General features: G+C 67.7%; 25 protein-coding genes. 8 read left to right on the top strand and 17 right to left on the bottom strand.

All coding sequences use genetic code 11. The annotated features are described in order from the left end of the window. Positions 1-10: 10 nt before the first annotated feature. Together OG300_RS35135 and OG300_RS35130 are read right to left on the bottom strand one after the other, a co-directional pair. Positions 11-1,330 (bottom strand): M18 family aminopeptidase, encoded by a 1,320-nt coding sequence (locus tag OG300_RS35135; RefSeq protein WP_405488531.1) that lies wholly within the window; start codon positions 1,328-1,330, stop codon positions 11-13. A gap of 41 nt (positions 1,331-1,371) precedes the next feature. Next, positions 1,372-1,806 carry a MarR family winged helix-turn-helix transcriptional regulator gene (locus tag OG300_RS35130; protein WP_405488529.1) on the bottom strand — a complete coding sequence of 145 codons (435 nt, stop codon included), beginning with the start codon at positions 1,804-1,806 and terminating at the stop codon, positions 1,372-1,374. A gap of 47 nt (positions 1,807-1,853) precedes the next feature. Here OG300_RS35130 and OG300_RS35125 point away from each other — a divergent pair, with 47 nt between their 5' ends. Next, the gene (locus OG300_RS35125) at positions 1,854-2,921 is read left to right on the top strand and encodes a substrate-binding domain-containing protein (protein WP_405488528.1); all 1,068 of its coding nucleotides are present in this window, start codon (positions 1,854-1,856) and stop codon (positions 2,919-2,921) included. A gap of 6 nt (positions 2,922-2,927) precedes the next feature. On the opposite strand, the gene purQ is transcribed toward OG300_RS35125, so the two are convergent. Together purQ and purS are read right to left on the bottom strand one after the other, a co-directional pair. Beyond that, positions 2,928-3,605 carry a phosphoribosylformylglycinamidine synthase subunit PurQ gene (purQ, locus tag OG300_RS35120; protein ID WP_405488526.1) on the bottom strand — a complete coding sequence of 226 codons (678 nt, stop codon included), beginning with the start codon at positions 3,603-3,605 and terminating at the stop codon, positions 2,928-2,930. Further along, complete coding sequence (purS, locus tag OG300_RS35115; protein WP_405488524.1) at positions 3,602-3,835, bottom strand: phosphoribosylformylglycinamidine synthase subunit PurS; 234 nt, start codon at positions 3,833-3,835, stop codon at positions 3,602-3,604. The genes purQ and purS overlap by 4 nt, the downstream gene beginning before the upstream one ends. A gap of 190 nt (positions 3,836-4,025) precedes the next feature. On the opposite strand from purS, the gene OG300_RS35110 reads away from it, so the two are divergent. Next, positions 4,026-4,670, top strand: a complete 645-nt coding sequence (locus tag OG300_RS35110) for an MBL fold metallo-hydrolase (RefSeq protein ID WP_405488522.1) — start codon at positions 4,026-4,028, stop codon at positions 4,668-4,670. A 208-nt stretch (positions 4,671-4,878) separates the two neighbouring features. Here OG300_RS35110 and OG300_RS35105 read toward each other — a convergent pair whose 3' ends face one another. From OG300_RS35105 to OG300_RS35085, 5 genes are read right to left on the bottom strand one after another with little or no spacing between them, the layout of a single operon-like run. Beyond that, positions 4,879-6,261, bottom strand: a complete 1,383-nt coding sequence (locus OG300_RS35105) for a dipeptidase (RefSeq protein WP_405488520.1) — start codon at positions 6,259-6,261, stop codon at positions 4,879-4,881. Between the two features lie 13 nt (positions 6,262-6,274). Then, positions 6,275-6,535: a hypothetical protein gene (locus OG300_RS35100; RefSeq protein ID WP_405488518.1), complete on the bottom strand. Its 261-nt coding sequence runs from the start codon at positions 6,533-6,535 to the stop codon at positions 6,275-6,277. Beyond that, positions 6,536-6,745 carry a hypothetical protein gene (locus OG300_RS35095; protein WP_405488516.1) on the bottom strand — a complete coding sequence of 70 codons (210 nt, stop codon included), beginning with the start codon at positions 6,743-6,745 and terminating at the stop codon, positions 6,536-6,538. Beyond that, positions 6,742-8,163, bottom strand: a complete 1,422-nt coding sequence (locus OG300_RS35090; protein WP_405488514.1) for an APC family permease — start codon at positions 8,161-8,163, stop codon at positions 6,742-6,744. The genes OG300_RS35095 and OG300_RS35090 overlap by 4 nt, the downstream gene beginning before the upstream one ends. Positions 8,164-8,206: 43 nt before the next feature. After that, the gene (locus tag OG300_RS35085) at positions 8,207-9,118 is read right to left on the bottom strand and encodes a glutaminase (protein WP_405488512.1); all 912 of its coding nucleotides are present in this window, start codon (positions 9,116-9,118) and stop codon (positions 8,207-8,209) included. 130 nt (positions 9,119-9,248) lie between these two features. Between OG300_RS35085 and OG300_RS35080 the strand changes: the two genes are divergently transcribed. Together OG300_RS35080 and OG300_RS35075 are read left to right on the top strand one after the other, a co-directional pair. After that, a complete protein-coding gene (locus OG300_RS35080) occupies positions 9,249-10,646 on the top strand; it encodes a glutamate decarboxylase (protein ID WP_405488510.1) in 1,398 nt (465 codons plus the stop codon). Between the two features lie 59 nt (positions 10,647-10,705). Further along, complete coding sequence (locus OG300_RS35075) at positions 10,706-12,205, top strand: amino acid permease (RefSeq protein ID WP_405488508.1); 1,500 nt, start codon at positions 10,706-10,708, stop codon at positions 12,203-12,205. Between the two features lie 68 nt (positions 12,206-12,273). On the opposite strand, the gene OG300_RS35070 is transcribed toward OG300_RS35075, so the two are convergent. Beyond that, positions 12,274-14,433 carry a S9 family peptidase gene (locus OG300_RS35070; protein ID WP_405488506.1) on the bottom strand — a complete coding sequence of 720 codons (2,160 nt, stop codon included), beginning with the start codon at positions 14,431-14,433 and terminating at the stop codon, positions 12,274-12,276. Positions 14,434-14,562: 129 nt separating this feature from the next. On the opposite strand from OG300_RS35070, the gene OG300_RS35065 reads away from it, so the two are divergent. Continuing rightward, positions 14,563-15,624 carry a DUF2330 domain-containing protein gene (locus OG300_RS35065; protein WP_405488504.1) on the top strand — a complete coding sequence of 354 codons (1,062 nt, stop codon included), beginning with the start codon at positions 14,563-14,565 and terminating at the stop codon, positions 15,622-15,624. 2 nt (positions 15,625-15,626) lie between these two features. On the opposite strand, the gene OG300_RS35060 is transcribed toward OG300_RS35065, so the two are convergent. Then, positions 15,627-15,839 carry a hypothetical protein gene (locus OG300_RS35060; protein ID WP_405488502.1) on the bottom strand — a complete coding sequence of 71 codons (213 nt, stop codon included), beginning with the start codon at positions 15,837-15,839 and terminating at the stop codon, positions 15,627-15,629. A gap of 128 nt (positions 15,840-15,967) precedes the next feature. On the opposite strand from OG300_RS35060, the gene OG300_RS35055 reads away from it, so the two are divergent. Further along, positions 15,968-16,183: a DUF397 domain-containing protein gene (locus OG300_RS35055; RefSeq protein WP_405488500.1), complete on the top strand. Its 216-nt coding sequence runs from the start codon at positions 15,968-15,970 to the stop codon at positions 16,181-16,183. A 39-nt stretch (positions 16,184-16,222) separates the two neighbouring features. Here the strand turns inward: OG300_RS35055 and OG300_RS35050 are convergent, their stop codons facing one another. From OG300_RS35050 to OG300_RS35030, 5 genes are all read right to left on the bottom strand, one after another. Continuing rightward, entirely contained in the window at positions 16,223-17,182 is a 960-nt protein-coding gene (locus OG300_RS35050) for an alpha/beta hydrolase (protein ID WP_405488498.1), read from the bottom strand. Positions 17,183-17,307: 125 nt separating this feature from the next. Beyond that, entirely contained in the window at positions 17,308-17,748 is a 441-nt protein-coding gene (locus OG300_RS35045; RefSeq protein WP_405488496.1) for an HIT family protein, read from the bottom strand. Between the two features lie 92 nt (positions 17,749-17,840). After that, on the bottom strand, positions 17,841-19,262 hold the full coding sequence (gene purB / locus OG300_RS35040) for an adenylosuccinate lyase (RefSeq protein WP_405488494.1): 1,422 nt from the start codon (positions 19,260-19,262) through the stop codon (positions 17,841-17,843). A 36-nt stretch (positions 19,263-19,298) separates the two neighbouring features. Then, on the bottom strand, positions 19,299-19,904 hold the full coding sequence (locus tag OG300_RS35035; protein WP_405488492.1) for a TetR/AcrR family transcriptional regulator: 606 nt from the start codon (positions 19,902-19,904) through the stop codon (positions 19,299-19,301). A gap of 202 nt (positions 19,905-20,106) precedes the next feature. Beyond that, positions 20,107-21,276: a pyridoxal phosphate-dependent aminotransferase gene (locus OG300_RS35030; RefSeq protein ID WP_405488490.1), complete on the bottom strand. Its 1,170-nt coding sequence runs from the start codon at positions 21,274-21,276 to the stop codon at positions 20,107-20,109. Between the two features lie 71 nt (positions 21,277-21,347). On the opposite strand from OG300_RS35030, the gene OG300_RS35025 reads away from it, so the two are divergent. After that, positions 21,348-22,466 (top strand): M23 family metallopeptidase, encoded by a 1,119-nt coding sequence (locus OG300_RS35025; protein WP_405488488.1) that lies wholly within the window; start codon positions 21,348-21,350, stop codon positions 22,464-22,466. Between the two features lie 71 nt (positions 22,467-22,537). On the opposite strand, the gene purD is transcribed toward OG300_RS35025, so the two are convergent. Then, positions 22,538-23,821 (bottom strand): phosphoribosylamine--glycine ligase, encoded by a 1,284-nt coding sequence (gene purD / locus OG300_RS35020; RefSeq protein WP_405488486.1) that lies wholly within the window; start codon positions 23,819-23,821, stop codon positions 22,538-22,540. A 160-nt stretch (positions 23,822-23,981) separates the two neighbouring features. Here purD and OG300_RS35015 point away from each other — a divergent pair, with 160 nt between their 5' ends. Then, positions 23,982-24,407 carry an HIT family protein gene (locus OG300_RS35015; RefSeq protein ID WP_405488484.1) on the top strand — a complete coding sequence of 142 codons (426 nt, stop codon included), beginning with the start codon at positions 23,982-23,984 and terminating at the stop codon, positions 24,405-24,407. The last annotated feature ends 43 nt before the right edge of the window (positions 24,408-24,450 follow it).

Below are 24,450 nucleotides of genomic sequence, written 5' to 3'. Positions count from 1 at the left end.
TCTGCGCCGATCAGCGGGTGGCCTCGGGGGTGAGGAAGGCGGCCAACGCGGCGGCGTAGGCGGGAACGTCTGCGGCGCCCATCATTTCGCGGGCGGAGTGCATGGCCAACTGGGCCGCGCCCACGTCGACAGTGGGGATGCCGGTGCGCGCGGCGGTCATCGGGCCGATGGTGGAGCCGCAGGGCAGGTCGGCGCGGTGGACGTAGCGTTGCAACGGGACCTCGGCCTGGGCGCAGGCCAGGGCGAAGGCGCCCGCACCGGTGGCGTCGGTGGCGTAGCGGAGGTTCTGGTTGACCTTGAGAACCGGACCGGCGTTGACCTCGATGCGGTGCATGGGCTCGTGGCGTTCCGGGTAGTTGGGGTGGGTGGCGTGGGCCATGTCGCCGGAGGCGCAGACCGAACCGGCAAGGGCCGCCAGGTATTCGGCGCGACCGCCGCCCCGGGTCAGCACGATGCGTTCGAGAACTGTGGGCAGCAGATCGGATTGCGCGCCGCGATCGGACTGGCTGCCGACCTCCTCGTGGTCGAACATGGCCAAGACCGGTACTGCCGCACCGGGTTCGGTGAGCGCGGCCAGGAAGGCGCGCAGACCCGCGTAGCAGGTGCCCTGATTGTCCAGCCGGGGCGCGCTCACCAGATCCAGGTCGCGCCCGATCAGCGTGGACGGCACCAGATCATGGGTCATCAGTTCCCAGCCGAGCACCGATCCGGGGTCGATGTCCGAGCTCTCCGCGACGAAGGCCAGGAACGAGCGCGGTCGCTCGCCGGTCCCCCACACCGCGTTCACGTGCCGCTGCGGATCGAGCTGCACTCCGCGCCGATCCTCGGACAGGTGGATGGCCAGCTGCGGGACCCGCAGGATGGGCTCGTCGATGCGAATCAGCTGTTCCCGCACCACATTTCCGTCCCGCACCGACAGTCGCCCGGAGATGCCGAGATCGCGGTCCAGCCACGAATTCAGCCAGGCCCCGCCGTAGGGTTCGAGTCCGACCAGCTGCCAGCCCGCGACCGCGAGGTCGGGATGCTGCTTAACCCGCAGATTGGGGCTGTCGGTGTGCGCGCCGATCACCCGGAACGGGGCGGCCTGCCCGGCCGGAAACCCGCTGGGCACATCCGGTCCGCCTGCGGCCCACGCCACCAGCGAGCCGCCCCGGATCACGTAGTGGCGGCCGGTGCTGCCGTCGGGCCAGGGCTCGGATTCCGAGAGCCGGGTGAAGCCGTGATCGTCGAGTTCCGCGGCGGCGGTGCGGCACACATGGAACGGCGACGGGGACGCGTCGATGAATTCACACAGTCCGGCAGCGGTCGCGGTGGTCTCGGCAACTGGCATGCGCCGAGCTTAACGAGCGCGAGCGATTGTCCGTTTCCGGACTACGCCGGTGGTTCCTGCGCGACGCGCTCGAGCAGCCGGACCAGGTCCAGGTAATCCGCGCCACCGAGTCGGCGGCGCAGTTCGGACTCGGCGCGGACCTCTTCGGCGCGGACCTCCTCGACCAGTTCCTCACCGCGACGGCTCAGGCCGATGAGAATGCGGCGACGGTCGTCGGCGGCGGCGATGCGGAAGATCAGGCCGCGTTCGGCGAGATGGTCGGCATGGCGGGTGGCGGAGGAGGGCGGTAGCTGGGCGCGGGCGGCCAGTTCGCTCATGGTGATGCCGATTTCGGCGGAAAGATTGGTGAGCATGCACCACTGGTCGGCCGTGAGCCGCCTGGCACACAGTGCGGCGTCGAGGTGACGAAGCCAACTCCGCTCGGCCGCTCGGAGGGCTCCATGCAGGGTGGAATATCCACCTAGAATTGTCGCCATATTTCCCACCCGTCATAAAACCGCTTGAACGAGGGGAAGGGTAACCGATGTCCCCGTTCGACGGGAATCCCGAGAACACCCTCGAGATCATCAACATAGTTCCTCAGCAGGGTCCCGGAGGTATCTTCGGCCCTTCCTGTGAGGCCGCCATTTCTCTGGCGTTGGAAGAAATCAACAGCGGCACTGGAATTCTGGGCCGGGAATTGCGTGTCACCCACATTGACGGCGGCCGCGAACCACACGTCGTCGCCGCCGAAGTCGCGGCCCTGCTCGCCACCGGCATGGTCGCCGCGGTGACCGGCTGGCACACCTCGGCGGTGCGCAGCGCGGTCGAACAGGTGACGGCCGGTCGGGTGCCGTATTTGTTCGCCACCGATCACGAGGGCGTGGATTCCCCGGCGGCAGGACTGTTTCTGATCGGCGCGGATCCGGGCCATCAGATCCTGCCCGCGATGGATTGGCTGCACCGGTCCTTCGGCGCCGCCCGCTGGGCGATCATCGGCAACGACTACGTGTGGCCGCGGCGAACCGCGCAGGTGGTGCGGGCCGCGCTGGCCGATCCGGAGCGCGTCCCACTGGAGATGTTCGTGCCCTTGGAAACTCGCGACTTCGGCGATTTCCTCGACGATCCCCGGCTCGACCAGGCCGACGGCATCATCGTGCTGCTGGTGGGCGCGGACACCGCGCGCTTCAACCGGCAGTTCTCCCGCACCGGACGCTCCGGGCAGCAGGTGCGGCTGAGCCCGGCGGTGGACGAGAACGTGCTGCTGGCCGCGGGCGGCGGCGCGAACCACAATCTGTTCGTGCCGTCCGGATTCTTCGTCGGCGGCCCGCGCGATCGGCAGCGGATGGAGCGCTATCGCAAGCTACACGGCTGGTTCGCACCCTCGCTGACCAATTTCAGCAACACCAGCTACGAGGCCATCCACACCCTGCGCGGGATGGCGGAACTGGCCGGATCACTGGATGTCCGACGCCTGCACGCGACCATCGCGGAACGGCCGGTCGTCGAAACCCCGTGGGGCGAACTGGGATTCGAGGGCAATCAAGCGATCCGCCCGACCTGGATGGCCAGGGCGGGCGGAGTCGACTTCGAGATCCTCGACGGGATCTGAGCGTTTCTAGGCCTTGACCAGGCTGTCCAGCACGGACATGAACAGGCCCAGGCCGTCGTCGCTGGGACCGGTGAGCGGCTCGGTGGCGTGCTCGGGATGCGGCATCAGGCCCACGACCCGGCGATTGGCCGAGGTGATACCGGCGATCTCGCGCTGCGAACCGTTCGGGTTGCCGCCCGCGTAGCGGAACACCACGCGACCCTCGCCCTCGAGCTCGTCGAGCACGTCGGCGGATGCCTGGAAGCGGCCCTCGGCGTTCTTGACCGGGATCAGGATCTGCGCACCGGTCTCGTAGCGGGAGGTCCACGCGGTATCGGACTGCTCGACCGTCAACCACTGGTCGCGGCACACGAAGTGCAGGCCCTCGTTGCGGGTCAGCGCGCCCGGCAGCAGGCCCGCCTCGCACAGGATCTGGAAACCGTTGCAGATGCCCAGGATCGGCATGCCCTGTCCGGCGGCCTTGATGACCTCGCCCATGACCGGCGCCAGCGCGGCGATGGCACCGGCACGCAGGTAGTCGCCGTAGGAGAAGCCACCGGGGACGACGACCGCGTCGACCTGCTTGAGGTCGGCGTCGGCGTGCCACAGCGAGACCGCTTCGGCTCCGGCCAGTTTCACCGCGCGGGCGGCATCGACATCGTCGAGCGTGCCCGGGAAGGTGACGACTCCGATGCGAGCGCTCACAGCCGGACGACCTTCCAGTCCTCGATGACGACGTTGGCCAGCAGCGATTCCGCGATCTTCTCGAGATCGGCGTCGCTCACGCTGTCGTCGACATCGAGCTCGAATCGCTTGCCCTGCCGCACATCCGCGATGCCCGGGTGTCCCAGGCGCCCCAGCGCACCGACAATGGCCTGGCCCTGCGGATCCAGGATCTCGGCCTTCGGCATCACCTCGACCACGACACGTGCCACGCGTTGCTCCTCAGCTGGTGGGGCGGCGCCCGGCCACTCTAGAGCCGGGCGGGTTTCGCGGTTCAGACTAGTTGGCGCAGCTCGCGCCCACTGCGGCGGGGCGTTGGGGTTGTGGTCGCCGACACAGAGGAACCTCCGAACCGGGCCGGAGTTCTGCGGCGGCGCGTTGTGCGGAGCTACCGTTGCGGATATGCGTATAGCCCATTTCGGACATTCCTGCATTCTCGTCGAGTACAACGGCGTCAAGGTGCTGTTCGATCCCGGTAATTTCTCGCACGGATTCGAAGGCATCACCGGTCTGGACGCGATTGCGGTCACCCATCAGCATCCCGACCACATCTGCCCGAATCGGATCGAGGCGCTCATCGAGGCCAATCCACAGGCCCGCCTGCTCTCGGACCCGCAGACGGCGCTGACGCGCGGGGAACCCTGGGAAGCCGTTCATGCCGGAAATGTTCTAAAAGTCGGAGATGTCCAAATAACGGGTGGCGGTGGCCGGCACGCGGTCATCCACCCGGAGATTCCGGTCATCGACAACACCGTCTTCCAACTCGGCACCCCCGAGGACCCGTCGCAATTCGTACACCCGGGCGATTCACTGTGGGTTCCCTCCACCCCGGTGGGCGTGCTGGCCATCCCCGCGGTCGCACCGTGGATGCGCATCAGCGAGGCGGTGGATTATCTGCGAGCCGTCAATCCGCGCACCGCTTTCCCCATCCACTACGGCATGATCGTGCCGCAGGCGCAGGGCGTCTATTTCGGCCGACTGAACGAAATGGGTCCGGCGAACACCGAATTCACCGTCATCCAGCCGGAAGATCACGCCGAATTCTGAACCGGCCCTTCGAAAAACATCGCCACGATCACCGGATGCCTTGGGCCGAACCGGAATTCACCGGTTCACCGCGGCGCGGTGGGACCGCGTAGCCGGGCAGGTATGCACACCACCCGGCTACGCGAGTTCTGGCAAACCAACCTTTCCATGGTCCACCGCTACGGTCGTCCATGGTGGCGAAATGCCCGAAATGTACCTTTGAGCTGGGTCAGCGATAAGAGGCCAGGAACAGCGCCTCGGCCAGCGCCATGTGCTCGATCTCGGTGGGGTCCACGCTCTCGTTGGGCGCGTGGATGAGGCATTTGGGCTCCTCGACGCCCATCAGCATGATCTCCGACTTCGGATAGGTGTCGGCGAAGACATTGCACAGCGGGATGGAACCGCCCTGCCCCTCGGTGGTGGCTGGACGCCCGTAGGCGGCCTCCATCGCGGCCTCCATGGCCCGGCGGGCGGGCCCGTCGGTGCTGCCGACGAACGGAGAACCGGTCGCCTCGGTCTCGACGGTCACCTGCGCACCCCAGGGTGTGTGCGCCTTCAGATGTGCGGTCAGCGCGTTCAGTGCCGCATCCGGCTTGATGCCCGGCGGAATACGCAGGTTGAGGCGGGCGCGGGTCTTGGGCTGGATGGCCGCCGCGGAGCCGACCACCGGCGGCACGTCCATGCCGAGCACGGTCAGAGCCGGTCGGGCCCAGAGCATATCGGCCGGCCCGCCACTGCCGAGCAACTCGACACCGTCGAGAACCCCTGCGTCGGAACGGAATTGCTCGGCCGGATACTCGTGCCCATCCCAGACCTGATCGTTGCGCAGCCCGTCGACGGTGGTGTTGCCCGCGACGTCGCGCAGCGTGCCCAGCAGCTGGATCATGGCGGCGAGCGCGTCGGGCGCGGCACCACCGAACATGCCGGAATGCATGGAGCTGGACAGGGTTTCGATGGTGACGACCACGTTCACATTGCCGCGCAGGGTCTGGGTGAAGGTGGGGACGCCGACCGCGAAGTTGCCGCAGTCGCAGATCAGCAGGGTGTCGGCGCGCAGCAGATCGACATTGCCGGGCACGAACTCCTCGAGGCCGCCGGTGCCCTGCTCCTCGGAGCCCTCCGACACCAGCACCAGGCCGACCGGGAAGTCGTCGCCGTACACCTGACGCAGCGCCCGCAGCGCGGTCAGATGCATGACGATATTGCCCTTGCAGTCGGCCGCGCCGCGCCCGTACCAGCGGCCGTCACGTTCGGTCAGCTGCCAGACCGGCGTCTTCCAGGCGGCGTCGTCGAGCGGCGGCTGCACGTCGTAGTGGCAGTAGAGCATGATGGTCGGCGCGCCCGCGGGAGCCGGGTGGCGGGCCACCACCGCCTTACTGCCGTCGGGGGTTTCGTGCAGCGCGACGTCGGTGAGTCCCTCGGCGCGGAAGGCGTCGGCCACCCACTGCGCGGCCCGCTCGCACTCCTCGACCGGGAACTGCCGGGCGTCGTACACCGATTTGTACGAAACCAGCTCGGCGAGATCACTTTTCGCCCGCGGCATGAGTTCCTTCACCGCCGCCCGCAGCGCGGCGGTCGCCGAATCTTCCTTCACCCCGGCAGTACTGGTCATGCGGTCCTCCTGGCTAATTGGCGTGGTCCGGTTTCAGGGTGTCACCCTTCTTCAGCTTGTCGGTCGTCTCCAGATAGGCCGCGAGCTTGTCGGGGCAATAGGTTTCGATGGCCAGCGAGGTGGCGGTGAAGACCTCGTTGTCGGCGATGATCGGCCGGGCCCCCGGTCCGGTCGCGCCATTGCTGATGGCGGCCTCGTAGCGGGCCTTGATCAGCGGCGAACTCGGGTCCGAACACACCAACCCGCCGTCCTCACCCAGGGAGTCGGCGATCACCTACGGGTCGGGAGAGTCGAAACCCGCTGCCATCAACCGTGATTGCAGCACCTGCGCCTTGCGCAGCGCGGCATCGCTGTCCCCGTGACGCTTGAAGACGATCACCCCCGCGACGGCCATCGCGACCAGCACCACTGCGACCGAGACGTAGATTATCCGCCGCACCGAATCCGGTGCGCCCTCCTGCTGCGGCGATTCCGGTCCGATCATGCCAGCGCCTCCTGCGGGATCTCGGTCTTCCAGCTGGGTTTGCGCAAGCGCAGGAACAGGTACGGGATGAGCAGCCCGACCACGCCCATGCCCGCGCCGATCAACAGCACATAGCTCAGGGCATTGCCGCTGCCGTACTGCGAGGGCGGCACGAAGCCGATCAGGAACGCCGCGATGGAGGACGCGGTTCCCAAGCCGCACAGCGCGATCAGCGCCGGAGCCCGATAGCCGCGCGGATGATCGGGCTTGTCGCGGCGCAATCGGATGGCGGCCACGAACATCAGCACGTACATGATCAGATACACCTGCGTGGTGATCACCGACAGGATCCAGTAGGCGCTCGACACGTCGGGGATGAACGCGTACAGCAGCGCCAGCAGCGTGGTCACGACGCCCTGCGCGACCAGCATGTTCTGTTGCACGCCATGCTTGTTCAGCCGGGTCAGCACCGGCGGCAGATAACCCTCCTGGCGGCCGATCAGCAGCAGGCCCTTGGACGGCCCGGCCAGCCAGGTCAGCATGCCGCCCAGCGCGGCCGCCACCAGCATGATGCCGAGCACCGGGGTCAGGAAGCCGATGTGGAAGTGCGCGAAGAACCCGTCGAACGCCTGCATGACACCGGCGGTCAGGCTCAGGTTCTTCGATGGCACCACCCAGCTGATCACCACGGCGGGCACGATGAAGATCACCAGCACCAGCCCCGTCGCCATCGCCATGGCCTTCGGATACTCCTTGCCCGGATCCTTCAGCGACGAGACGTGCACCGCGTTCATCTCCATGCCCGCGTAGGACAGGAAGTTGTTGACGATCAGCACCAGGCTGGCCAGCCCGGTCCAGGCCGGGAGCAGGTGTCCGCTGTCCATCGGGGCCGCGGAGGGATTGCCCTGCGCCAGGAACACGAAGCCCAGCACCACCAGCAGTGCGCCCGGAATCAGCGTACCGATGATCAACCCCATACTCGACAGTCCCGCAACGGTTTTGGTGCCCTGCGAGGAGACGAACACCGCCGCCCAGTAGATGGTGATGATGACGATGGCGACGTAGGTGCCGTTGGCGGCCAGCGACGGATTGATGATGTACGCGAAAGTGCTTGCCACATAGGCGAGCAGGCTCGGATAGTAGAAGATCGTCATGGCGAACTGGCACCACACCGCCAGGAACCCCATCGGCTGCGAGAGCCCCTCGCCGACCCACTTGTAGACGCCGCCCGCCCAGCCGGAGGCCAGCTCGGCGGCCACGAACGCGGTGGGCAGCAGGAACAGCAGGGCTGGCAGTAGATAGAGGAACACGCAGGCCAGTCCGTAGACCGCCATGGTGGGTGAGGCCCGCAGGCTGGCCACCGAACTGGTGGTCATCAAGCCCAGGGTCACCCACGACATGTATTTGGTGGCCGTCGCCCTGGTCACCGTGTCCGTCATCTGCGGTCCTTCCCGTCTGCCGAGCCGGTTGCGCTGTGGTGGTTCAGAACACGGAGAAATGCCCGGCCTGCACGAAGGCCTCCAGGGCGACGCCGCCCGCCGCAGAATTGCCCTTCGCGTCCAGCCCCGGCCCCCAGGCGGCCACCGAGCACTGCCCGGGCACCACGGCCAGCAGGCCGCCGCCGACCCCGGACTTGGTGGGCAATCCGACCCGGTAGGCGTATTCGCCTGCGCCGTCATAGGTTCCGCACATGGTCATGAGCGCGGTGAGGTGGCGGGTGTCGCCGGGGGTGAGCAGGCGGCTGCCGTCGGCGCGCTGCCCGTGCCGGGCGATGAACAGTCCGGCCTTCGCCAGTTCCGCGCAGGTGATGTTGAACGAGCACTGCCGGAAGTAGTGGTCCAGCGCGAGTTCCACACTGTTGCGCATGTTTCCGAAGCTGGCCATCAGATAGGCGATGGCGCGATTGCGGTCGCCGCTGCGCAGCTCGCTCTCCGCTATCACGCTGTCCACCTCGAGGGCGCGGTTTCCGGTCTCGGCGCGCAGCAGATCCCGCAGTGCCGCAACACCATCCCCGGTGTCGGCCAGCAGTTGATCGGCGACGACGATCGCGCCGGGATTGATGTACGGGTTGCGCGGGATCCCGTTCTCCAGCTGGATCTCGATCAGATCGTTGAAGGCCATGCCGGAGGGCTCCCGGCGGACCCGCTTCCAGATGTCGGTGTCCTTGCGGCTCAACACGAGTGCGAGCGCGAACACCTTGGAGATGCTCTCGATGGCGAACGGGACATCCACGTCGCCACCGCTGTACACCTCCCCGTCGACAGTGGCGACGGCGAAGCCGAACTGCTTGGGATTCACCATCGCGAGGCCGGGTATGTAGTCGGCGACCGTGCCCTCCCCGAGGTGTGGAGCCGTCGCGGACATCACCTGCTCGACCACCCGCTGATAGTCCATAGGTCGGATAGTAACTCTTCAGCAACTATCTATTGATTACGAAACAGTCGCTGTCAGAGCCAGTTTTGATCTGACCAGATGGCTAGCATGATTCCCGGCAAACTCTGCCGCGAACTGATCGGAGGCCATAATGACCGGCAGTCTGGAGCCCGACGACGTCTTCGCGATGCCCGGCATCAAGCACGCCGCACCGCGCCGGGGCTTCCCGGAACACGAGATCTTCCCGCAGGTCGCCTACCAGATCATTCACGACGAGCTGCTGCTCGACGGCGTCTCCCGGATGAACCTGGCCACCTTCTGCACCACCTGGGTCGACGATCAGGCCCGGCGGCTGATGGACGAATGCCTCGACAAGAACATCGTCGACAAGGACGAGTACCCGCAGACCGCCGAGATCGAACAGCGCTGCGTGCACATGCTCGCCGACCTGTGGAACTCCCCCGACGCGATGGGCACCCTCGGCACCTCCACCACCGGTTCCAGCGAGGCCGCCATGCTGGGCGGGCTGGCCGCGAAGTTCCGCTGGCGCAAGCGCGGTGGCAAGGGCATCCCCAATTTCGTGTGCGGCCCGGTCCAGGTCTGCTGGGAGAAGTTCGCGCGCTACTTCGATGTCGAGATCCGCCAGATCCCGCTACGCGGCGAGCACTACACCATGCACCCAGACGACGTCGCCGCCTACTGCGACGAGAACACCATCATGGTGGTGGCCACCTTCGGGCAGACCTTCACCGGCTTGTTCGAGGACGTCGAAGGCATCAGCAAGGCCCTCGACGACCTGCAGGCGAAGTCCGGACTCGACATCCCGATCCACGTCGACGGGGCCAGCGGCGCGTTCCTCGCCCCGTTCTGCGCACCCGAGATCTCCTGGGATTTCCGGCTTCCCAGGGTCAAGTCGATCAACGCCTCCGGACACAAGACCGGCCTGGCACCGCTGGGCGCGGGCTGGGCCGTCTGGCGCACCAAGGACGATCTGCCCGAGGACCTGATCTTCGACGTCGACTATCTGGGCGGCAACATGCCGACGTTCAACCTGAACTTCTCCCGGCCCGGCGGCCAGGCCGTCACCCAGTACTACGAGTTCATCCGGTTGGGCCGCACCGGTTATCGCCACGTGCAGAACGCGATCTACACCGCGAGCCAGCACCTGGCCAAGGGCATCCTCGATGCCGGACCGTTCGAGATGATCCACGACGCCGACCCGCGCCGCGGCATCACGGCGGTCTCGTGGAAGCTGGCCGCGGACGCCAGCTACAACCTCTACGACCTGTCGGACCGGCTGCGCACCCGCGGCTGGCTCATCGCCGCGTATCCGCTGCCCGCCGACCGCCAGGACGAGACCATCATGCGGGCGGTGCTGCGGCACGGATTCACCATCGACATGGCCGATCTGCTGCTCGCCGACCTCGACCGCAGCCTGAAGGTCCTCGACCGGCACCCGCTGACCAGCTCGCTGACCCAGGAGGAGGCAGGCGGCTTCACCCACAGCGCCCACGCCGCCGTACCCACCGAGAAGGCGGCCGAGAAGTGAGCGCGGCCCACAGGTCGGTCGATGCCGGAGGCGCCACCGCGGCACCGGCGAAAAGCGCTGTGGGAGTGAAGTATCTGACGGTGTCGGCGCTCGGGTTCACCACCGCCGCCTCCATCGTCACCAGCCTGCGCGGGCTGCCGATGATGGCCAAGGAAGAGATGACGATGTTCTTCTACATCGGCTTCTCCACCGTCTTGTTCCTGATCCCAGCGGGTCTGGTCGCCGCCGAACTCGGCAGCATGTACGCCGACAAGGCCGGTGGCCTCTACGCCTGGATCAGCGGGGCGTTCGGCAAGCGGGTGGGATTCGCGATCATCTTCCTGTCCTGGATCCAGGTGATCGTGTTCTATCCGACCGGCATGAGCTTCGCGGCCGCCGGGGTGGCCTTCGCCTTCGACCGGCCGGACATCGCCCAGAACCATGTCTACGTAGGCATTTTCGCGATCGCCGCCTTCTGGCTGTGCACCGCCGTGGCCTTCGTGAGCAATCAGTTCGCGTTGAAGGTGACGCGCGCCGGATTCCTGGCGGGCACCGCACTGCCGGGCATCATCCTGGTGCTGGTGTTCATCTGGTGGATCTCCACCGGGCACTCCATCGGCTGGGAGCACACCTCGAATCCGTCGGTGACCGTGGCGCACGAGGGCCACGATTCGCCGCGCTTCTTCCCGTATATCGCTGGACTGTCCGGCCTTTCGTTCCTGGCCGGCATCCTGCTGAACTTCGCGGGTGTGGAATCCCAGGGCGTGCACTCGACCGAACTGAAGAATCCGGCGAAGGGCTATCCGGCCGCCATCATGATCGCGGCGGCGGTGGCCTTCGGCATCTTCACCCTCGGCGCGCTCGCGGTGGCGGGCATCGTCGCCTACGACAAGATCGACTTGAACACCGGCGTTTTCGACGCCTTCACCGCGGGATTCAGCGAGCTGATCCACACCACCTGGCCGGTGCGCATCCTGTCGGCGCTGATCGCCTACGGCGCGCTCGCGGGCGTGCTGGCCTGGATCATGGGTCCCAGTCGCGGCGTGCTGGCCACCGCGCACGACGGCATGCTGCCGCCGGTGCTGCAGAAGGTGAACGAGCGTGGCGTGCAGACGAACATCCTGCTCATCCAGGGCGTCATCGTCACCGCGCTGTCGTCGATCTACCTGTTCATGGACGACGTCAGCTCGGCGTTCTTCCTGATCTCGGCGATGGCGGTGAGCCTGTACCTGATCATCTACATGGTCATGTACGCCGCCGCGATCCGGCTGCGCTACACCCAGCCGGATCTGCCACGCGCCTTCAAGATTCCGGGCGGCACCGTGGGCATGTGGCTGTTCGCCGGAATCGGTTTCCTGGCAGTGGCTTTCGCGTTCGTGCTGGCGTTCGTACCACCCTCGCAGTTGCCGATCGGCAGCCCGGCCCTGTACGTGGGCCTGGTAGCGGGCGGCGCGATCGTGTTCAGCGCGGTCCCACTGGTCATCGAGAAGCTGAAGAAACCGTCCTGGATTCCACCCGACGAGCTGAAGGCCAAGGCCCTCGGGCCGAGCGCGGACACCTCACACCTGTCCACCGGATAGCCCGCGCGACAACCGGATACGCCGAAGCGGCGGTGGAATCTCCACCGCCGCTTCGCATTGCACAGGGGCTACGCCTCCGAAAGACCCACGGTGTCGAGCACCCAGGCGAACTCGAAGGCGACTTCCTTCCACTTCTCGTAGCGACCGCTGACACCGCCGTGACCCGCGCTCATCTCGGTCTTCAGCATCAGCTGCGAGTGACCGGTCTTGAGCGCCCGCAACCGCGCCACCCACTTGGCGGGCTCCACGTACAGCACGCGGGTGTCGTTGAGGCTGGTGATCGCCAGAATGGCCGGGTAGTCCTTGGCCTCGACGTTCTCATACGGCGAGTACGACTTCATGTACTCGTAGACTTCCTTGTCCTCCAAGGGATTACCCCACTCGTCCCACTCGATCACGGTGAGCGGCAGCGACGGATCCAGGATGGAGGTCAGCGGGTCCACGAACGGCACATTGGCCAGGATGCCCGCGAAGGTCTCCGGCGCGAGATTGGCGACCGCGCCCACGAGCAGGCCGCCCGCGCTGCCGCCGTCGGCGATCATCCGGTCCGGCGCGGTGACCCCGGTGTTCACCAGATGCTTTGCGCAGGAGACGAAGTCGGTGAAGGTGTTCTTCTTGGTGAGCGTCTTGCCGTGCTCGTACCACAGCCGCCCCATCTCGCCGCCGCCACGCACATGCGCCACCGCGAACACCATGCCGCGATCCAGCATGGACAGCCGCGCCACCGAGAAACCCGGGTCGATGCTGGCCTCGTAGGAGCCGTACCCGTAGAGCAGCAACGGCTTCGGGGTCACCGGCACGTCCTTGCGCGCCACGATCGAGATCGGCACCCGGGTGCCGTCGGCGGCGACCGCCCACTCCCGGTACTGCCGGTAGTCGTTCGCGTCGTAGCCGCCCAGCACCGGCTGCTCCTTGCGCAGCTGCAGCTCACCGGTCTCGGGCACGTAGTCGAAGACCTGCATCGGGGTGATGAACGAGGTGAGGCCGATGCGCAGGGTCGGCTGCTCCCACTCCGGGTTGGAGCCGAGCCCGGCGGAGAACAGGGCGAGATCGAACTCGATCTCCTTGGGCTCGCCGTACCCCTCGGAGGTCAACGGCCACACCGCGACTCGCGGCAGCGCCTCGCGCCGGTAGCTGAGCACCAGCTTGTCGGAGAAGGCGTCGATATCCTCGAGCCGGACATCGTCGCGGTGCGGGATCAGGATGGTCTGGTCGTCCGGATCCGAGACCGGCGCCTCGGTGAGCACGAAGTTCTCGGCCTTCACGCCGTCGACCACGTCGTTGTGCAGGATCAGCAGCCGGTCGCGGCCGCCGACCACCGCGTGCTCGGCGGAGTACTCCACGCCCTCGCGGCGCGGGATCAGCACCCGGAACTCGCCCTCGGGGCTGTCGGACTCCAGGATCCAGCCCTCGCTGGTGATCTTGGAGCCGACCCAGATGACCAGGTACTTCTCCGAACGGGTCGCGCCGATGCTCACCCAGTAGCGCTCGTCGGGCTCGTGGAACACCTTGACGTCGTCGTCCTTGGCGGTGCCCAGCCGGTGCCGCCACACGGTGTCGGGCCGCCACGACTCGTCCACGGTCTGATAGAAGACGTGGGTGCCGTCCAGCGACCAGGTCGCGCCGGGCGCGGTCTCGGCGACCTCGTCGGCCAGCAGCTCACCGGTTGCCAGGTTCTTGAAGCGCAGCAGATAGCGCTCGTCGCCGACGGTGTCGACGGAATAGGCCAGCAGGTCGCCCGCATGGCTGAGCGAGAACGCGCCGAGCGCGAAGAAGTCGTGGCCCTCGGCCAATTCATTGGAGTCCAGCAGGATCTGCTCGCCCGGAATGGCCGCGTCGACCTCCAGCTTGGGCGGGGTCCAGTCATCGGGGTCGCTGATCGGGCAGCGGCAGTGCACGCCGTACTGCCTGCCCTCGAAGCTGCGCGAGTAGTACCAGTACTCGCCCATCCGGGTCGGCACCGAGAGATCGGTCTCCTGGGTGCGGCCCTTGATCTCCTCGAAGATCTTCTCCCGCAGCGGGGCCAGCTTCGCCGTCTGCGCGTCGGTATAGGCGTTCTCCGCCTCCAGATACGCGATGACCTCGGGATTCTCCTTGTCCCGCAGCCACTCGTACTCGTCGGTGAAGACATCGCCGTGATGCACGCGCTCGGTGGGCACCCGCTTGGCGATCGGCGCCGTCACGATCGCGCCGCTGGTCGATGTCGCGCTACCACTGTCCAAAGCCATGGGTCCACGTTAGTGGGAAATCCCCGCCGCGAGTCATCCACCCGGGCCGGGACACGAACACCGGACCGGGATCCGCTCGGCTCCGCGATGCCCGCGCCGGGACGCAGATCGCGAGATAGGCTCTGCCGCATGCTGTTGCGTTGGACAGCGCGACTGGTCGCCGCCGCGATCGTCGTGCTGGGTGTGGGGGGAATCGGAGTGGCCGGGCCCGCTTCGGCGTGCGCGTGCGGCGGGGTCGCGGTGCCGACCGGAGCGGACGCCCGGGTGGCCGACGAAACCGCGCTACTGAGCTGGGACGGGCAGCACGAGACCATCGACATGCGACTGGGCCTGCGCACCACCGGCGACAGCGCCGGACTCATCGTCCCCACGCCCACCCCGGCCACCGTGACCGCCGGCAGCACCGGCACCTTCAGCGAACTCTCGGAGCTCACCGCGCCACGGGTGATCAAGGATCGGGAATGGTTCGGCCACGGCGGGCTGGGCTTCGGTCTGACCGTCGGGGCCGGTGCACCGCCGAGGGACGGGCGGCCCACCGTGCTCGCGCAGGTGCAACTGGGCCCACTGCAGGCCACCACCCTCTCCGGCGGCGATCTCACCGGCGTCCGGCAGTGGTTGTCCGACAACGGTTATCGCATGCGCGACGAGGTGATCGCCACGCTGCAGCCGTATCTGAGCGACGGCTGGTCGTTCGTGGCCATGCGGCTCACCTCCACCGCCCCGCTGGCCGGATCCCTGGATCCGGTGCGGCTGAGCTTCGCCTCGGACCGGATGGTCTATCCGATGCGGATGTCGCGGGCCGCCACCCAGACCCAGACCGTGCGCCTCTACGTGCTCGGCGCGCACCGCATGCAGCGCGACGACGCCGACTCCGACTGGCAGGATCCGAGCGTCACCTTCGCGGGCCGGATCGATCCGGCCGACGCGGACCTGAAGCAGCTCAGCGCGAACGGGCACGCCTTCCTGACCGCGATGACGGTCACCATTCGCGAGACCGCGCAGATCAGTTCGGACTTCCGCTTCGCCGACGCGCCGCACGACGACGCCTATCGGGAGGTGGAGCACCGCACCGTGTACGTCGAATTCCTAGGCATCCCAGCGGGATACGCGGTGTTGATCGGTGTCGTGCTGCTCACGGTGGTGGTGGGCGCGGTGATGTTGCGGACGTCGCCGAGCTCGCGTCGACGGTGAAACTACCCGGTCCGGCGCTGCCGCGACCGGTCCACGTGGCGACTGTGCTCGTAGAGGTAGAAGACCGCGGCCTTGCGCCGAGCGCACTGGTCGGTCGGGCAGCTGCGGTGGATTCGCAGAATGCTCTGGGCCAGTTCGGCACTGAATCTCTCCGGAACCACATCGCAGCTATCGGAGATGGGAGCAGCCCGCTGTGGGGACCATGGCGTGCGCATCTCGAACCTCCTTCCGCCGACTGAAGATGGGATATCCGATCCGCGGGCTTCGCAAACACTGGCATGATGAGTGCGATCTACATCACCGACCAGTACTGGCTGGTTTGCGCTGCAAGGGGAGGCATTTCATGGAATCGAAGAACCGCGAAATCGACGCCGACGCGCAGTGGCGGCGTGGCGACGACACCACCGACGGCGTCGAGATCGCCTTTCTCACCAGCGGCAATATCGGGCTGCGGGATTCCCGCAACCCGACCGGTCCGGTACTGATCTTCACTCCGGGCGAATGGGAGGCCTTCGTGGCCGGCGCCAAGGACGGCGAATTCAACCGTCCAGGAGCCTGATCGAGCTCGCAAGCCGATTCGACCCGGCGGGCGGCGCGATCAAGCCCCGATCGCGCCACCGATCGTCGGCCACGACTCGTGCAGCGTGTCCTGCCAGTAGGACCAGGAGTGGGTGCCGACCGCGCTGTGCTCGACCCGCGCCGGAATGTTCATCGAACGCAACCGCTGCTCGAACGCCGTCACGCAGCCGTCCACACCCATCTCGATGGGACCGCCGAAGAAGATGTTCTCCGGCAGCTGCGGTTTGATCTCCAGCTCGTGCGGACCGGGGATACCGGTGCCGGTGGACAGGAACAAGGTCTTACCGCGCAGCGCCTCGGTCAGCACGGCCGGATTGTGCTCGTTCCACGCCGCGCTGCCGGGGCCGCCCCACATATTGAACGGATTGCCACCGCGATTGGCGATCGAGAACATCATCGCGCCCGCGGCGATGTTCAGATCCGGGCAGGCGCTGTACCCGGCGACCGCGCGATAGAGCTGCGGATGCCGCACCGCGAGAACGTAAGCCGCGATACCGCCCATCGACAGCCCACCGATGGCGTTCACCCCGTTACCGGCGAAATACCCGTCGATGATGGGCGGAAGCTCTTGTGTCAGAAAGGTTTCCCACTGATAGCGGCCGAAACGCGCGTCGTCGGCGGCCCAGTCGGTGTAGTAGCTGGCCTGACCACCCATGGGCAGCACCACATTCACGTTCTTGCCCTGGAAGAACGGCTCCGCGTCGGTGGCATTGGTCCAGGTGCTCTGGGTCGCGCCCGGATCCAGGCCGTCGAGCAGGTAGTAGGTGGGGCGGTCACCGCCGCCACCGGGATGCAGCACCTGCACCTGCACCGTGCGGCCCATCGCGGGGGAATCCACGAAGATCGCCGAGCGGGTCGGACTCAGGTCGTCGACCCGCACCACCTGTGCGGCCCGGGCAATTGCCGGAGACCCGGCAACCGGATACAGCAAACCTGCGGCGATCGCGAAAACCGCTGCGGCAACTAGCTTTCTACGCATGTCCCCACCTCCATCAGCCCACCACGATCATGATAAAACGCAACTCGAGTGACAGGTGCCGCGAGGCAGATTTCAGCTATGGCGTGTCTCTAGCAAACCAGATGGTTCGCATATGGTAATGCCATTCAGCTATCAAAGCCAGCATTCCGCGACAACGATCCGCCGATGGATCCGGCCAGGTAGTCGAGGTCCGCACGCGCCGGTGACGTCGGCCGCGCCCGCAACCCGAAACCATCCCCCGGCGTGCGCGGAATCACGTGCAGATGCACATGGAAGACCTCCTGCCCCGCCGTCACCCCGTCGGCGAGAAAGAAATTCACCCCGTCGCAGGCCACCTCGGAGTCACGCAGCGCCGCCGCCACCCGCTGCCCCACCTGAAACAGCTTGCCGCCCAACGCCGGATCCAACTCCGCCAGGCTGCGCGCCACCACCTTCGGAATCACCAGCACATGCCCGGGCGTCACCGGCCGAATATCCATGAACGCCAGCACATCCGCGTCCTCGTACACCTTGCTGGCGGGCGCGCTACCGGCGATGATCTCGGAAAAGATGGTGTAAGGATTCATACGCGCAGCCTAGAACGGGCGGCCCGGAACGCGAATCGCCCCTCGACTCCGGCTTGGGGTCGAGGGGCGATCGAACGAGAGTCGTTGGCGCGCTACAGAATCGGCGACGGGGTGTAGCGGGCAGCCTCGGGATCGGCGTCGACCAGCTTCTGCACCTGCGCGATCACCTCGGCGACCTGCGCCTCGGCCGCGCCCACGAACGCCGAACGATCCGCCAGCGCGGCATCCAGCGCCGGGCGATCCAGCGGGAACCGGTCGTCGGCGGCCAGGCGGTCCAGCAGGTCGGGTTCGCGGCCCTGCTCACGCATGGCCAGCGCCACCGCCACCGCGTGCTCCTTGATGACCTCGTGCGCGGTCTCGCGGCCGACGCCCGCGCGCACGGCGGCCATCAGCATGCGGGTGGTGGCCAGGAACGGCAGGTAGCGGTTGAGCTCCCGATCGATGACCGCCGGGTACGCGCCGAACTCGGCCAGCACCGTCAGGAAGGTCTCGATCATGCCGTCGATGGCGAAGAAGGCGTCCGGCAGCGCGACCCGGCGCACCACCGAGCAGAACACGTCGCCCTCGTTCCACTGCGCGCCCGCCAGCTCGGCGGCCATCGAGGCGTAACCGCGCAGCACCACCTGCAGGCCGTTGACGCGCTCACACGAGCGGGTGTTCATCTTGTGCGGCATCGCCGAGGAACCCACCTGGCCGGGCTGGAAGCCCTCGGTGACCAGCTCGTTGCCCGCCATCAGGCGAATGGTGTGCGCGAACGAGGACGGGCCCGCGCCCACCTGCACCAGCGCGGAGAGCACATCGTGATCCAGCGAACGCGGGTAGATCTGGCCGACGCTGGTGAAGACGCTGGCGAAACCCAGGTGCCGCGCCACCTTCTGCTCGAGCTGCGCCAGCTTGCCCGCGTCGCCGTCGAGCAGATCCAGCATGTCCTGGGCGGTGCCCATCGGGCCCTTGATGCCGCGCAACGGGTACCGGTCGATCAGCTCCCGCAGCCGGGTCAGCGCGATCAGCAATTCGTCTGCGGCGGAAGCGAATCGCTTACCCAGGGTGGTCGCCTGCGCGGCCACGTTGTGCGAACGTCCGGCCATCACCAGCGACTGGTACTCGGCGGCCCGCTCGGCCAGCCGGGCCGCGACCGCGGTGGCATGCGCGTACACGTGCTCGAGCGAGAGCCGGATCTGCAGCTGCTCCACGTTCTCGGTGAGGTCGCGGGAGGTCATGCCCTTGTGCACGTGCTCGTGACCGGCGAGGGCGTTGAACTCCTCGATGCGGGCCTTCACGTCGTGGCGGGTGACCCGCTCCCGTTCCGCGATCGAGGCCAGATCGACCTGATCGATCACCCGCTCGTAGTCCTCGACGACCCCGGCCGGCACCGCGATCCCCAACTCGGACTGGGCGCGCAACACCTCCAGCCACAGCCGCCGCTCGAGCACGATCTTGTTCTCGGGCGACCACAGGTGGACCAGTTCCGGGCTGGCATAGCGGGTGGCGAGGACGTTCGGCACAAAGGTCACGTTGTGCCAGTTTACCGGCAGTAACTTCGGTGAGATTCAGCTGGGCGGGGCCACGATGTCGATGATCTCGAGCAGCGCGCCGCGGGCCATGCGCCGCGGCTGCGGATCGAGCTCACCCAGCGCGGTCACCACCGCGCCGTCCACCACGGCCACCAGGCGGCGGGTCTGCTCGGGCCGGACCACCCGATCGGAACGCCGCAGCACATCGGCGAGCAGCTCATCGAGCTGCGCGCGTAGTCGTAGCTGAACCTCGCGCAGTTCCGGATGCCGGGCCGAAGCCACCGAACGCTCGTAGCGGGCAATCAGCTGACCGCGCGCGTCCTCGTCCTGAATCTCCGGGCCGACAAGCAGATCCAGCACCAGATCCACGGTGGCGTCCGCACCGCGACGGCGGTGCGTCACCTCGCCGACCCGGCGGCGCATGGCGTCGAGTTCGGCGTTGCCGGAGAACTCGACCGCCCGCGCGATCAGATCCTCCAGCGATTCGAAGTAGTAGGTGGTCGATGCCAGCGGTAGTTCCGCGCGCGTCGCCACCGAACGATGCCGGACCGCCTCGAAGCCGCCCTCCAGCAATAGCTCGGCGGCGGCACAAACCAGCGCTTGGCGACGCCGTTCGCCTTTCGGAGTCGTCGCAGTGGTCACCGTGCAATCGTGCCAGTCATCATCGCCACTGTGTTCACTTTGCCCTCAGCTCCTGCGACCCTGCCCCACTCCGGAATGCGATGCGCCGCGAATATCCGGCGGCATGAAAGGGGGAGGCGGTGCCACGAATCGTGTTGCGCAGTACAGCCTTTTGTACCCCATTCCCGGGAGCTGGGGGCCGACTCCGGAAAACCTTGGTAGATCAGGCCAAATAGCGTTCCAACCGGTCCAGTGCCTCCTCGATGTCGGCACCCGCCCCGGCGAACGAGAAGCGAACCGTGTGCAGACCGTTGTGGGTATCGAAGTCGATCCCGGGAGCCAGCGCCACACCCGTGCGATCGAGCACCTCGGTGCACCAGTTCATCGAATCATCGGTCAGGTGAGCGATATCCGCGTAGGCGTAGAACGCGCCGTCGGCGGGGGCCAGCTCGGTGATGCCCAGCTTCGGCAGCCCCGAGAGCAACAGCTGCCGGTTGGCCGCGTAGCGCCGCACATGCGAGTCCAGTTCGGTCCGCGCCTCCGCGCCGAAGGCGTGCACCGCCGCGAACTGGGAAATAGCGGGCGGGCACACGGTCATGTTCGAGGCCAGTCGTTGCAGTGCCGGGCGCAGGGACTCCGGCACCAGCATCCAGCCCAGCCGCCAACCGGTCATCGAGAAGTACTTCGACACCGAGCCGATCACCACCGACTCCCGCGAGGTCTCCCACGCCGAGGACGTGGACTCGGTATCCGACAGCTCGGTCTCGTAGACGATGCCGTGATAGATCTCGTCGGAGATGAGCAGCGTGCCGTGCTCGTCGCACCAGCGGGCCAGCGCCGCCAGCTCGGCCGGGGCGATCATGGTGCCGGTCGGATTGGCCGGGCTCGCCACGATCAGCCCGCGCGGCGGCTCCGGCAGCGCCTCGAGCATGGCCACCGTGGGCTGGAACCGGGTCTCCGGACCGCAATCCAGCTCCACCACCTCACAACCCAGCGCGGTCAGCGTGTTGCGGTAGGCCGGATAGCCCGGCCGCGCCACCACCACGGTGTCGCCCGCGTCGAACGCCGCCAGGAACAACAGGGTGAACGCGCCGGAGGAACCGGTGGTCACCACGACGTCATCGGCGTCCACCGCAACCCCGTAGCGGTCGCGGTGATACCCGGCGATCGCCTCGCGCAGCTCCAAGATCCCGAATGTCTCGGTGTAGCCCAGCAATTCGCTGTCCATCGCGGCCTTGGTCGCGCGCAACACCGCCTGCGGCGCGGGCGTCGAGGGCTGCCCCGCCGCGAGAACCAGCACATCTCCGCGTGTCCTGGCTCGTTCAGCTGCTGCTTTCCAGACGTCCATCACGTAAAAAGGTGGAATGGTCGACCGGCGAGATTCGATAGGCACGCGACAGACGGTAGAGCACCCGCTCCCCCGGCTGTCCGGGAACGGCCGCCGGAATGCCTGAGGAGGGCGCAGTGCAGGGGGGACACACCACCACCGAGTCCAGCTCGGAGACCGACGCACACCCGGGGGACGAGGCCGCGCTATCGGGGCCGCCCGGCGGCCGATCCCGACGTTCGGCGGGCACCTACACCCCCGGCATCCGCTCGCGGCTGGCGTTCCCCGACGCGGCGCCCTCACGGACCCAGCGGGCGGCGGCCCGGATGCGGTTGGCCGTGGCGCTGTGGTTCACCCGGGCCGTCACCCGGATTCGCGAACTCGCACCCGTCGTCCGGGACCGGGCACTACGGCTGTGGACGCGGCGACCGCGATCGTGGGCCGAGACCGTGGCGCTGGGGCGACGCGGCCGGGCCGAGCTGCGACGGCAGACACCCGTGTTGCGCGCCTGGGCGATCCGGCACCGGGTGCTGCTCGGCGGGATGGCGGCCGTACTGGTGTTCGCGAGCGCCGACGACACCCTCGGGCTGATCGAATACGACGCACCGGTGGGACCCGGTGTCGCACTGCGGGTTCCGGTGCAGTACCCGCTGCAGATCCAGGCGCCCACCGATTCCACCAAGCGCTACCTCGACGCCATCAACAACGGTGAGCGGCTGCGCGAGCAGGCCGTGGTGGCCGCCGCGGCAGCGCAGACCCTCGATCGCGCCAAGGCCGAGGCCGCCGCCGCGGTGGCGGGCACCCCGCAGCCGTGGCTGAACACCGCGCCCGACACCACCCTGCCGCCCGGCTTCGTACTGCCCGGCGTCGGCGGTTTCGCGCTCCCCGCCAAGGGCGTGTTCACCTCCGGATTCGGTTCCCGCTGGGGCACCTTCCACGCGGGCATCGACATCGCCGCACCCATCGGCTCACCGATCTACGCGGTGGCGGCGGGCACGGTCATCGACGCGGGACCGGCGCAGGGCTTCGGCCTCTGGGTCCGCATCCGCCACGACGACGGCACCATCTCCGTCTACGGCCACATGTACGACTTCTCGGTCTCGGTGGGCGAGCGCGTTCCGGCCGGACTGCAGATCGCCCGCATCGGCAACCGCGGCGACTCCACCGGCCCGCACCTGCATTTCGAGATCGTGATCAACGGCCAGCACGTGGATCCGCAGCCGTGGCTGGCTCAGCGCGGCATCGTCGTGGGCTGACCGGAACCGACCGGAATCGACGAAGGGCTCCCGAATCATTCGGGAGCCCTTCGTCTTTCGCATGTCGGCCGCTACGCGCGCGCCGGGATCGCGATGCGGCCCTCCTCGGCGGCGAGCGCGATGTCGGAGCGGAAGTGGCCGCCGGGCAGCTTGACGGTGGCCAGGCGGTCGTAGGCGTTCTTGCGCGCCTCGGCCAGGTCGGCGCCCTGGCCGACGATGGCCAGCACCCGCCCGCCCGCCGACACCAGCGCGCCGTCGGGCCGCTGCGCGGTCCCGGCGTGCAGCACCTCGGATTCGGTTCCGGTACCGGCGGATTCGGCGCCCGTGATGACGTCGCCGGAGCGCGGGCGGCCCGGGTAGTTCTCGGCGGCCAGCACCACGGTGACGGCCGAACCGTCCTTCCAGCGCGGCGCGGCGACCTGGTCGAGGGTGCCGGTGGCGGTCGCGTAGAGCAGCTCGGCGAGCGGGCTGTCGAGCATGGCCAGCACGGCCTGCGTCTCGGGATCGCCGAAGCGGCAGTTGAATTCGATGACCGACGGGCCGTTGGTGCCGACCGCGAGGCCCGCGTACAGCAGGCCGCTGAACGGCACGCCCCGGCGAACCATCTCCGCCGCAACGGGTTTCACGACCTCGTCGACGATGGCGGTGAGCGTCTCGTCCGGCAGCCACGGCAGCGGCGTGTACGCGCCCATGCCGCCGGTGTTCGGCCCGGTGTCACCGTCGCCGACCCGCTTGTGGTCCTGCGCGGGCAGCAGTGGCACCACGGTCTCGCCGTCGACGAGGCAGAACAGCGACACCTCGGGTCCGTCGAGGAAGGACTCCAGCAGCACCGGATGCCCCTGCTCGAGCAGCTCCGCGCCGTGATCGCGGGCCACCGAGCGGTCCGCGGTCACCACGACGCCCTTGCCCGCGGCCAGCCCGTCGTCCTTGACCACCCAGGTCGGCCCGAAACGATCCAGCGCCGCGTCCAATTCGCCCGGATGATCGACGATCTCACTGTGCGCGGTCGCCACTCCGGCCACATTCATCACGTCCTTGGCGAACGCCTTGGACCCCTCGATCCGCGCGGCCGACGCCGACGGCCCGAACGCCGGGATCCCGGCCGCCCGCACCGCGTCGGCCACCCCGAGCACCAGCGGCACCTCGGGTCCGACCACCACCAGATCGGCCTTCAACTCCTGGGCCAGCGCGACCACCTCGGGACCCGAACTGGCATCCACCGCACGCACCTCGGCGTGCTGGGCGATGCCCGCGTTACCGGGAGCCGCGTACACCGCGCTCACCGCCGGGTCCTTGCGCAGGGCCAGGACGAGGGCATGTTCACGGGCTCCGGAACCGATCACGAGTACGCGCACGGCAGACAGCTTAGAGGGCAGGGCTACCGCCGCGGGTGGGGGTCTGTCGAGCGTTCACCGGGACGCCCGCCGCGCGTTCATCCACAGTGCTCCCCGACGTTCACCGACAGCACCGGGTACGTCCGCGCCACCGTCCGGTTCCGCGCGTAATCTCCCGCACATGGCTTCTGTTTTCACCGCAATCATCAACGGTCAGCTGCCGGGTCGATTCGTCTGGGAGGACGACGAATTCGTCGCATTCCTCACCATCGCCCCGGTCACGCAGGGGCACACCCTCGTGGTGCCGCGTAAAGAGATCGACCAGTGGCAGGACCTCGATCCGGCGACCTTCGCCCGGATGACCGTCGTCGCCCAGCAGATCGGCAAGGCGGTGCGAGCCGCCTGGGACGCCCCGCGCGCGGGCCTGCTCATCGCCGGTCTCGAAGTGCCGCACCTGCACCTGCACGTCTTCCCGGCCTTCGAACTCGGCAACTTCGACATCACCGGTGCGGACCCGGATCCGAGCAAGGAATCCCTCGACGAGGCCCAGGCCAAGATCAAGCAGGCGCTGCGCGACCTCGGCCACGAGGCCAACGTCCCCGCCTAGCGACGAATCCGGTGCCCATCGAGGATGGGCACCGGATCCGGCA

This window comes from Nocardia sp. NBC_00511 (assembly GCF_045161165.1).
GTDB lineage: Bacteria > Actinomycetota > Actinomycetes > Mycobacteriales > Mycobacteriaceae > Nocardia.
The sequence above is the reverse complement of the archived record's forward strand: the minus strand, read 5'-3'. Positions and strand labels throughout refer to the sequence as shown.

Excerpts from the sequence above, each read along its gene's own strand:
- OG300_RS35070 (WP_405488506.1), bottom strand. The coding sequence starts at position 14,433 with ATGGCTTTGGACAGTGGTAGCGCGACATCGACCAGCGGCGCGATCGTG.
- OG300_RS35135 (WP_405488531.1), bottom strand. The coding sequence starts at position 1,330 with ATGCCAGTTGCCGAGACCACCGCGACCGCTGCCGGACTGTGTGAATTC.
- OG300_RS35085 (WP_405488512.1), bottom strand. The coding sequence starts at position 9,118 with ATGGACTATCAGCGGGTGGTCGAGCAGGTGATGTCCGCGACGGCTCCA.
- OG300_RS35130 (WP_405488529.1), bottom strand. The coding sequence starts at position 1,806 with ATGGCGACAATTCTAGGTGGATATTCCACCCTGCATGGAGCCCTCCGA.
- OG300_RS35055 (WP_405488500.1), top strand. The coding sequence starts at position 15,968 with ATGGAATCGAAGAACCGCGAAATCGACGCCGACGCGCAGTGGCGGCGT.
- OG300_RS35080 (WP_405488510.1), top strand. The coding sequence starts at position 9,249 with ATGACCGGCAGTCTGGAGCCCGACGACGTCTTCGCGATGCCCGGCATC.
- OG300_RS35110 (WP_405488522.1), top strand. The coding sequence starts at position 4,026 with ATGCGTATAGCCCATTTCGGACATTCCTGCATTCTCGTCGAGTACAAC.
- OG300_RS35015 (WP_405488484.1), top strand. The coding sequence starts at position 23,982 with ATGGCTTCTGTTTTCACCGCAATCATCAACGGTCAGCTGCCGGGTCGA.
- OG300_RS35050 (WP_405488498.1), bottom strand. The coding sequence starts at position 17,182 with ATGCGTAGAAAGCTAGTTGCCGCAGCGGTTTTCGCGATCGCCGCAGGT.
- OG300_RS35090 (WP_405488514.1), bottom strand. The coding sequence starts at position 8,163 with ATGACGGACACGGTGACCAGGGCGACGGCCACCAAATACATGTCGTGG.
- OG300_RS35065 (WP_405488504.1), top strand. The coding sequence starts at position 14,563 with ATGCTGTTGCGTTGGACAGCGCGACTGGTCGCCGCCGCGATCGTCGTG.
- OG300_RS35095 (WP_405488516.1), bottom strand. The coding sequence starts at position 6,745 with ATGATCGGACCGGAATCGCCGCAGCAGGAGGGCGCACCGGATTCGGTG.
- OG300_RS35045 (WP_405488496.1), bottom strand. The coding sequence starts at position 17,748 with ATGAATCCTTACACCATCTTTTCCGAGATCATCGCCGGTAGCGCGCCC.
- OG300_RS35105 (WP_405488520.1), bottom strand. The coding sequence starts at position 6,261 with ATGACCAGTACTGCCGGGGTGAAGGAAGATTCGGCGACCGCCGCGCTG.
- OG300_RS35125 (WP_405488528.1), top strand. The coding sequence starts at position 1,854 with ATGTCCCCGTTCGACGGGAATCCCGAGAACACCCTCGAGATCATCAAC.
- OG300_RS35060 (WP_405488502.1), bottom strand. The coding sequence starts at position 15,839 with ATGCGCACGCCATGGTCCCCACAGCGGGCTGCTCCCATCTCCGATAGC.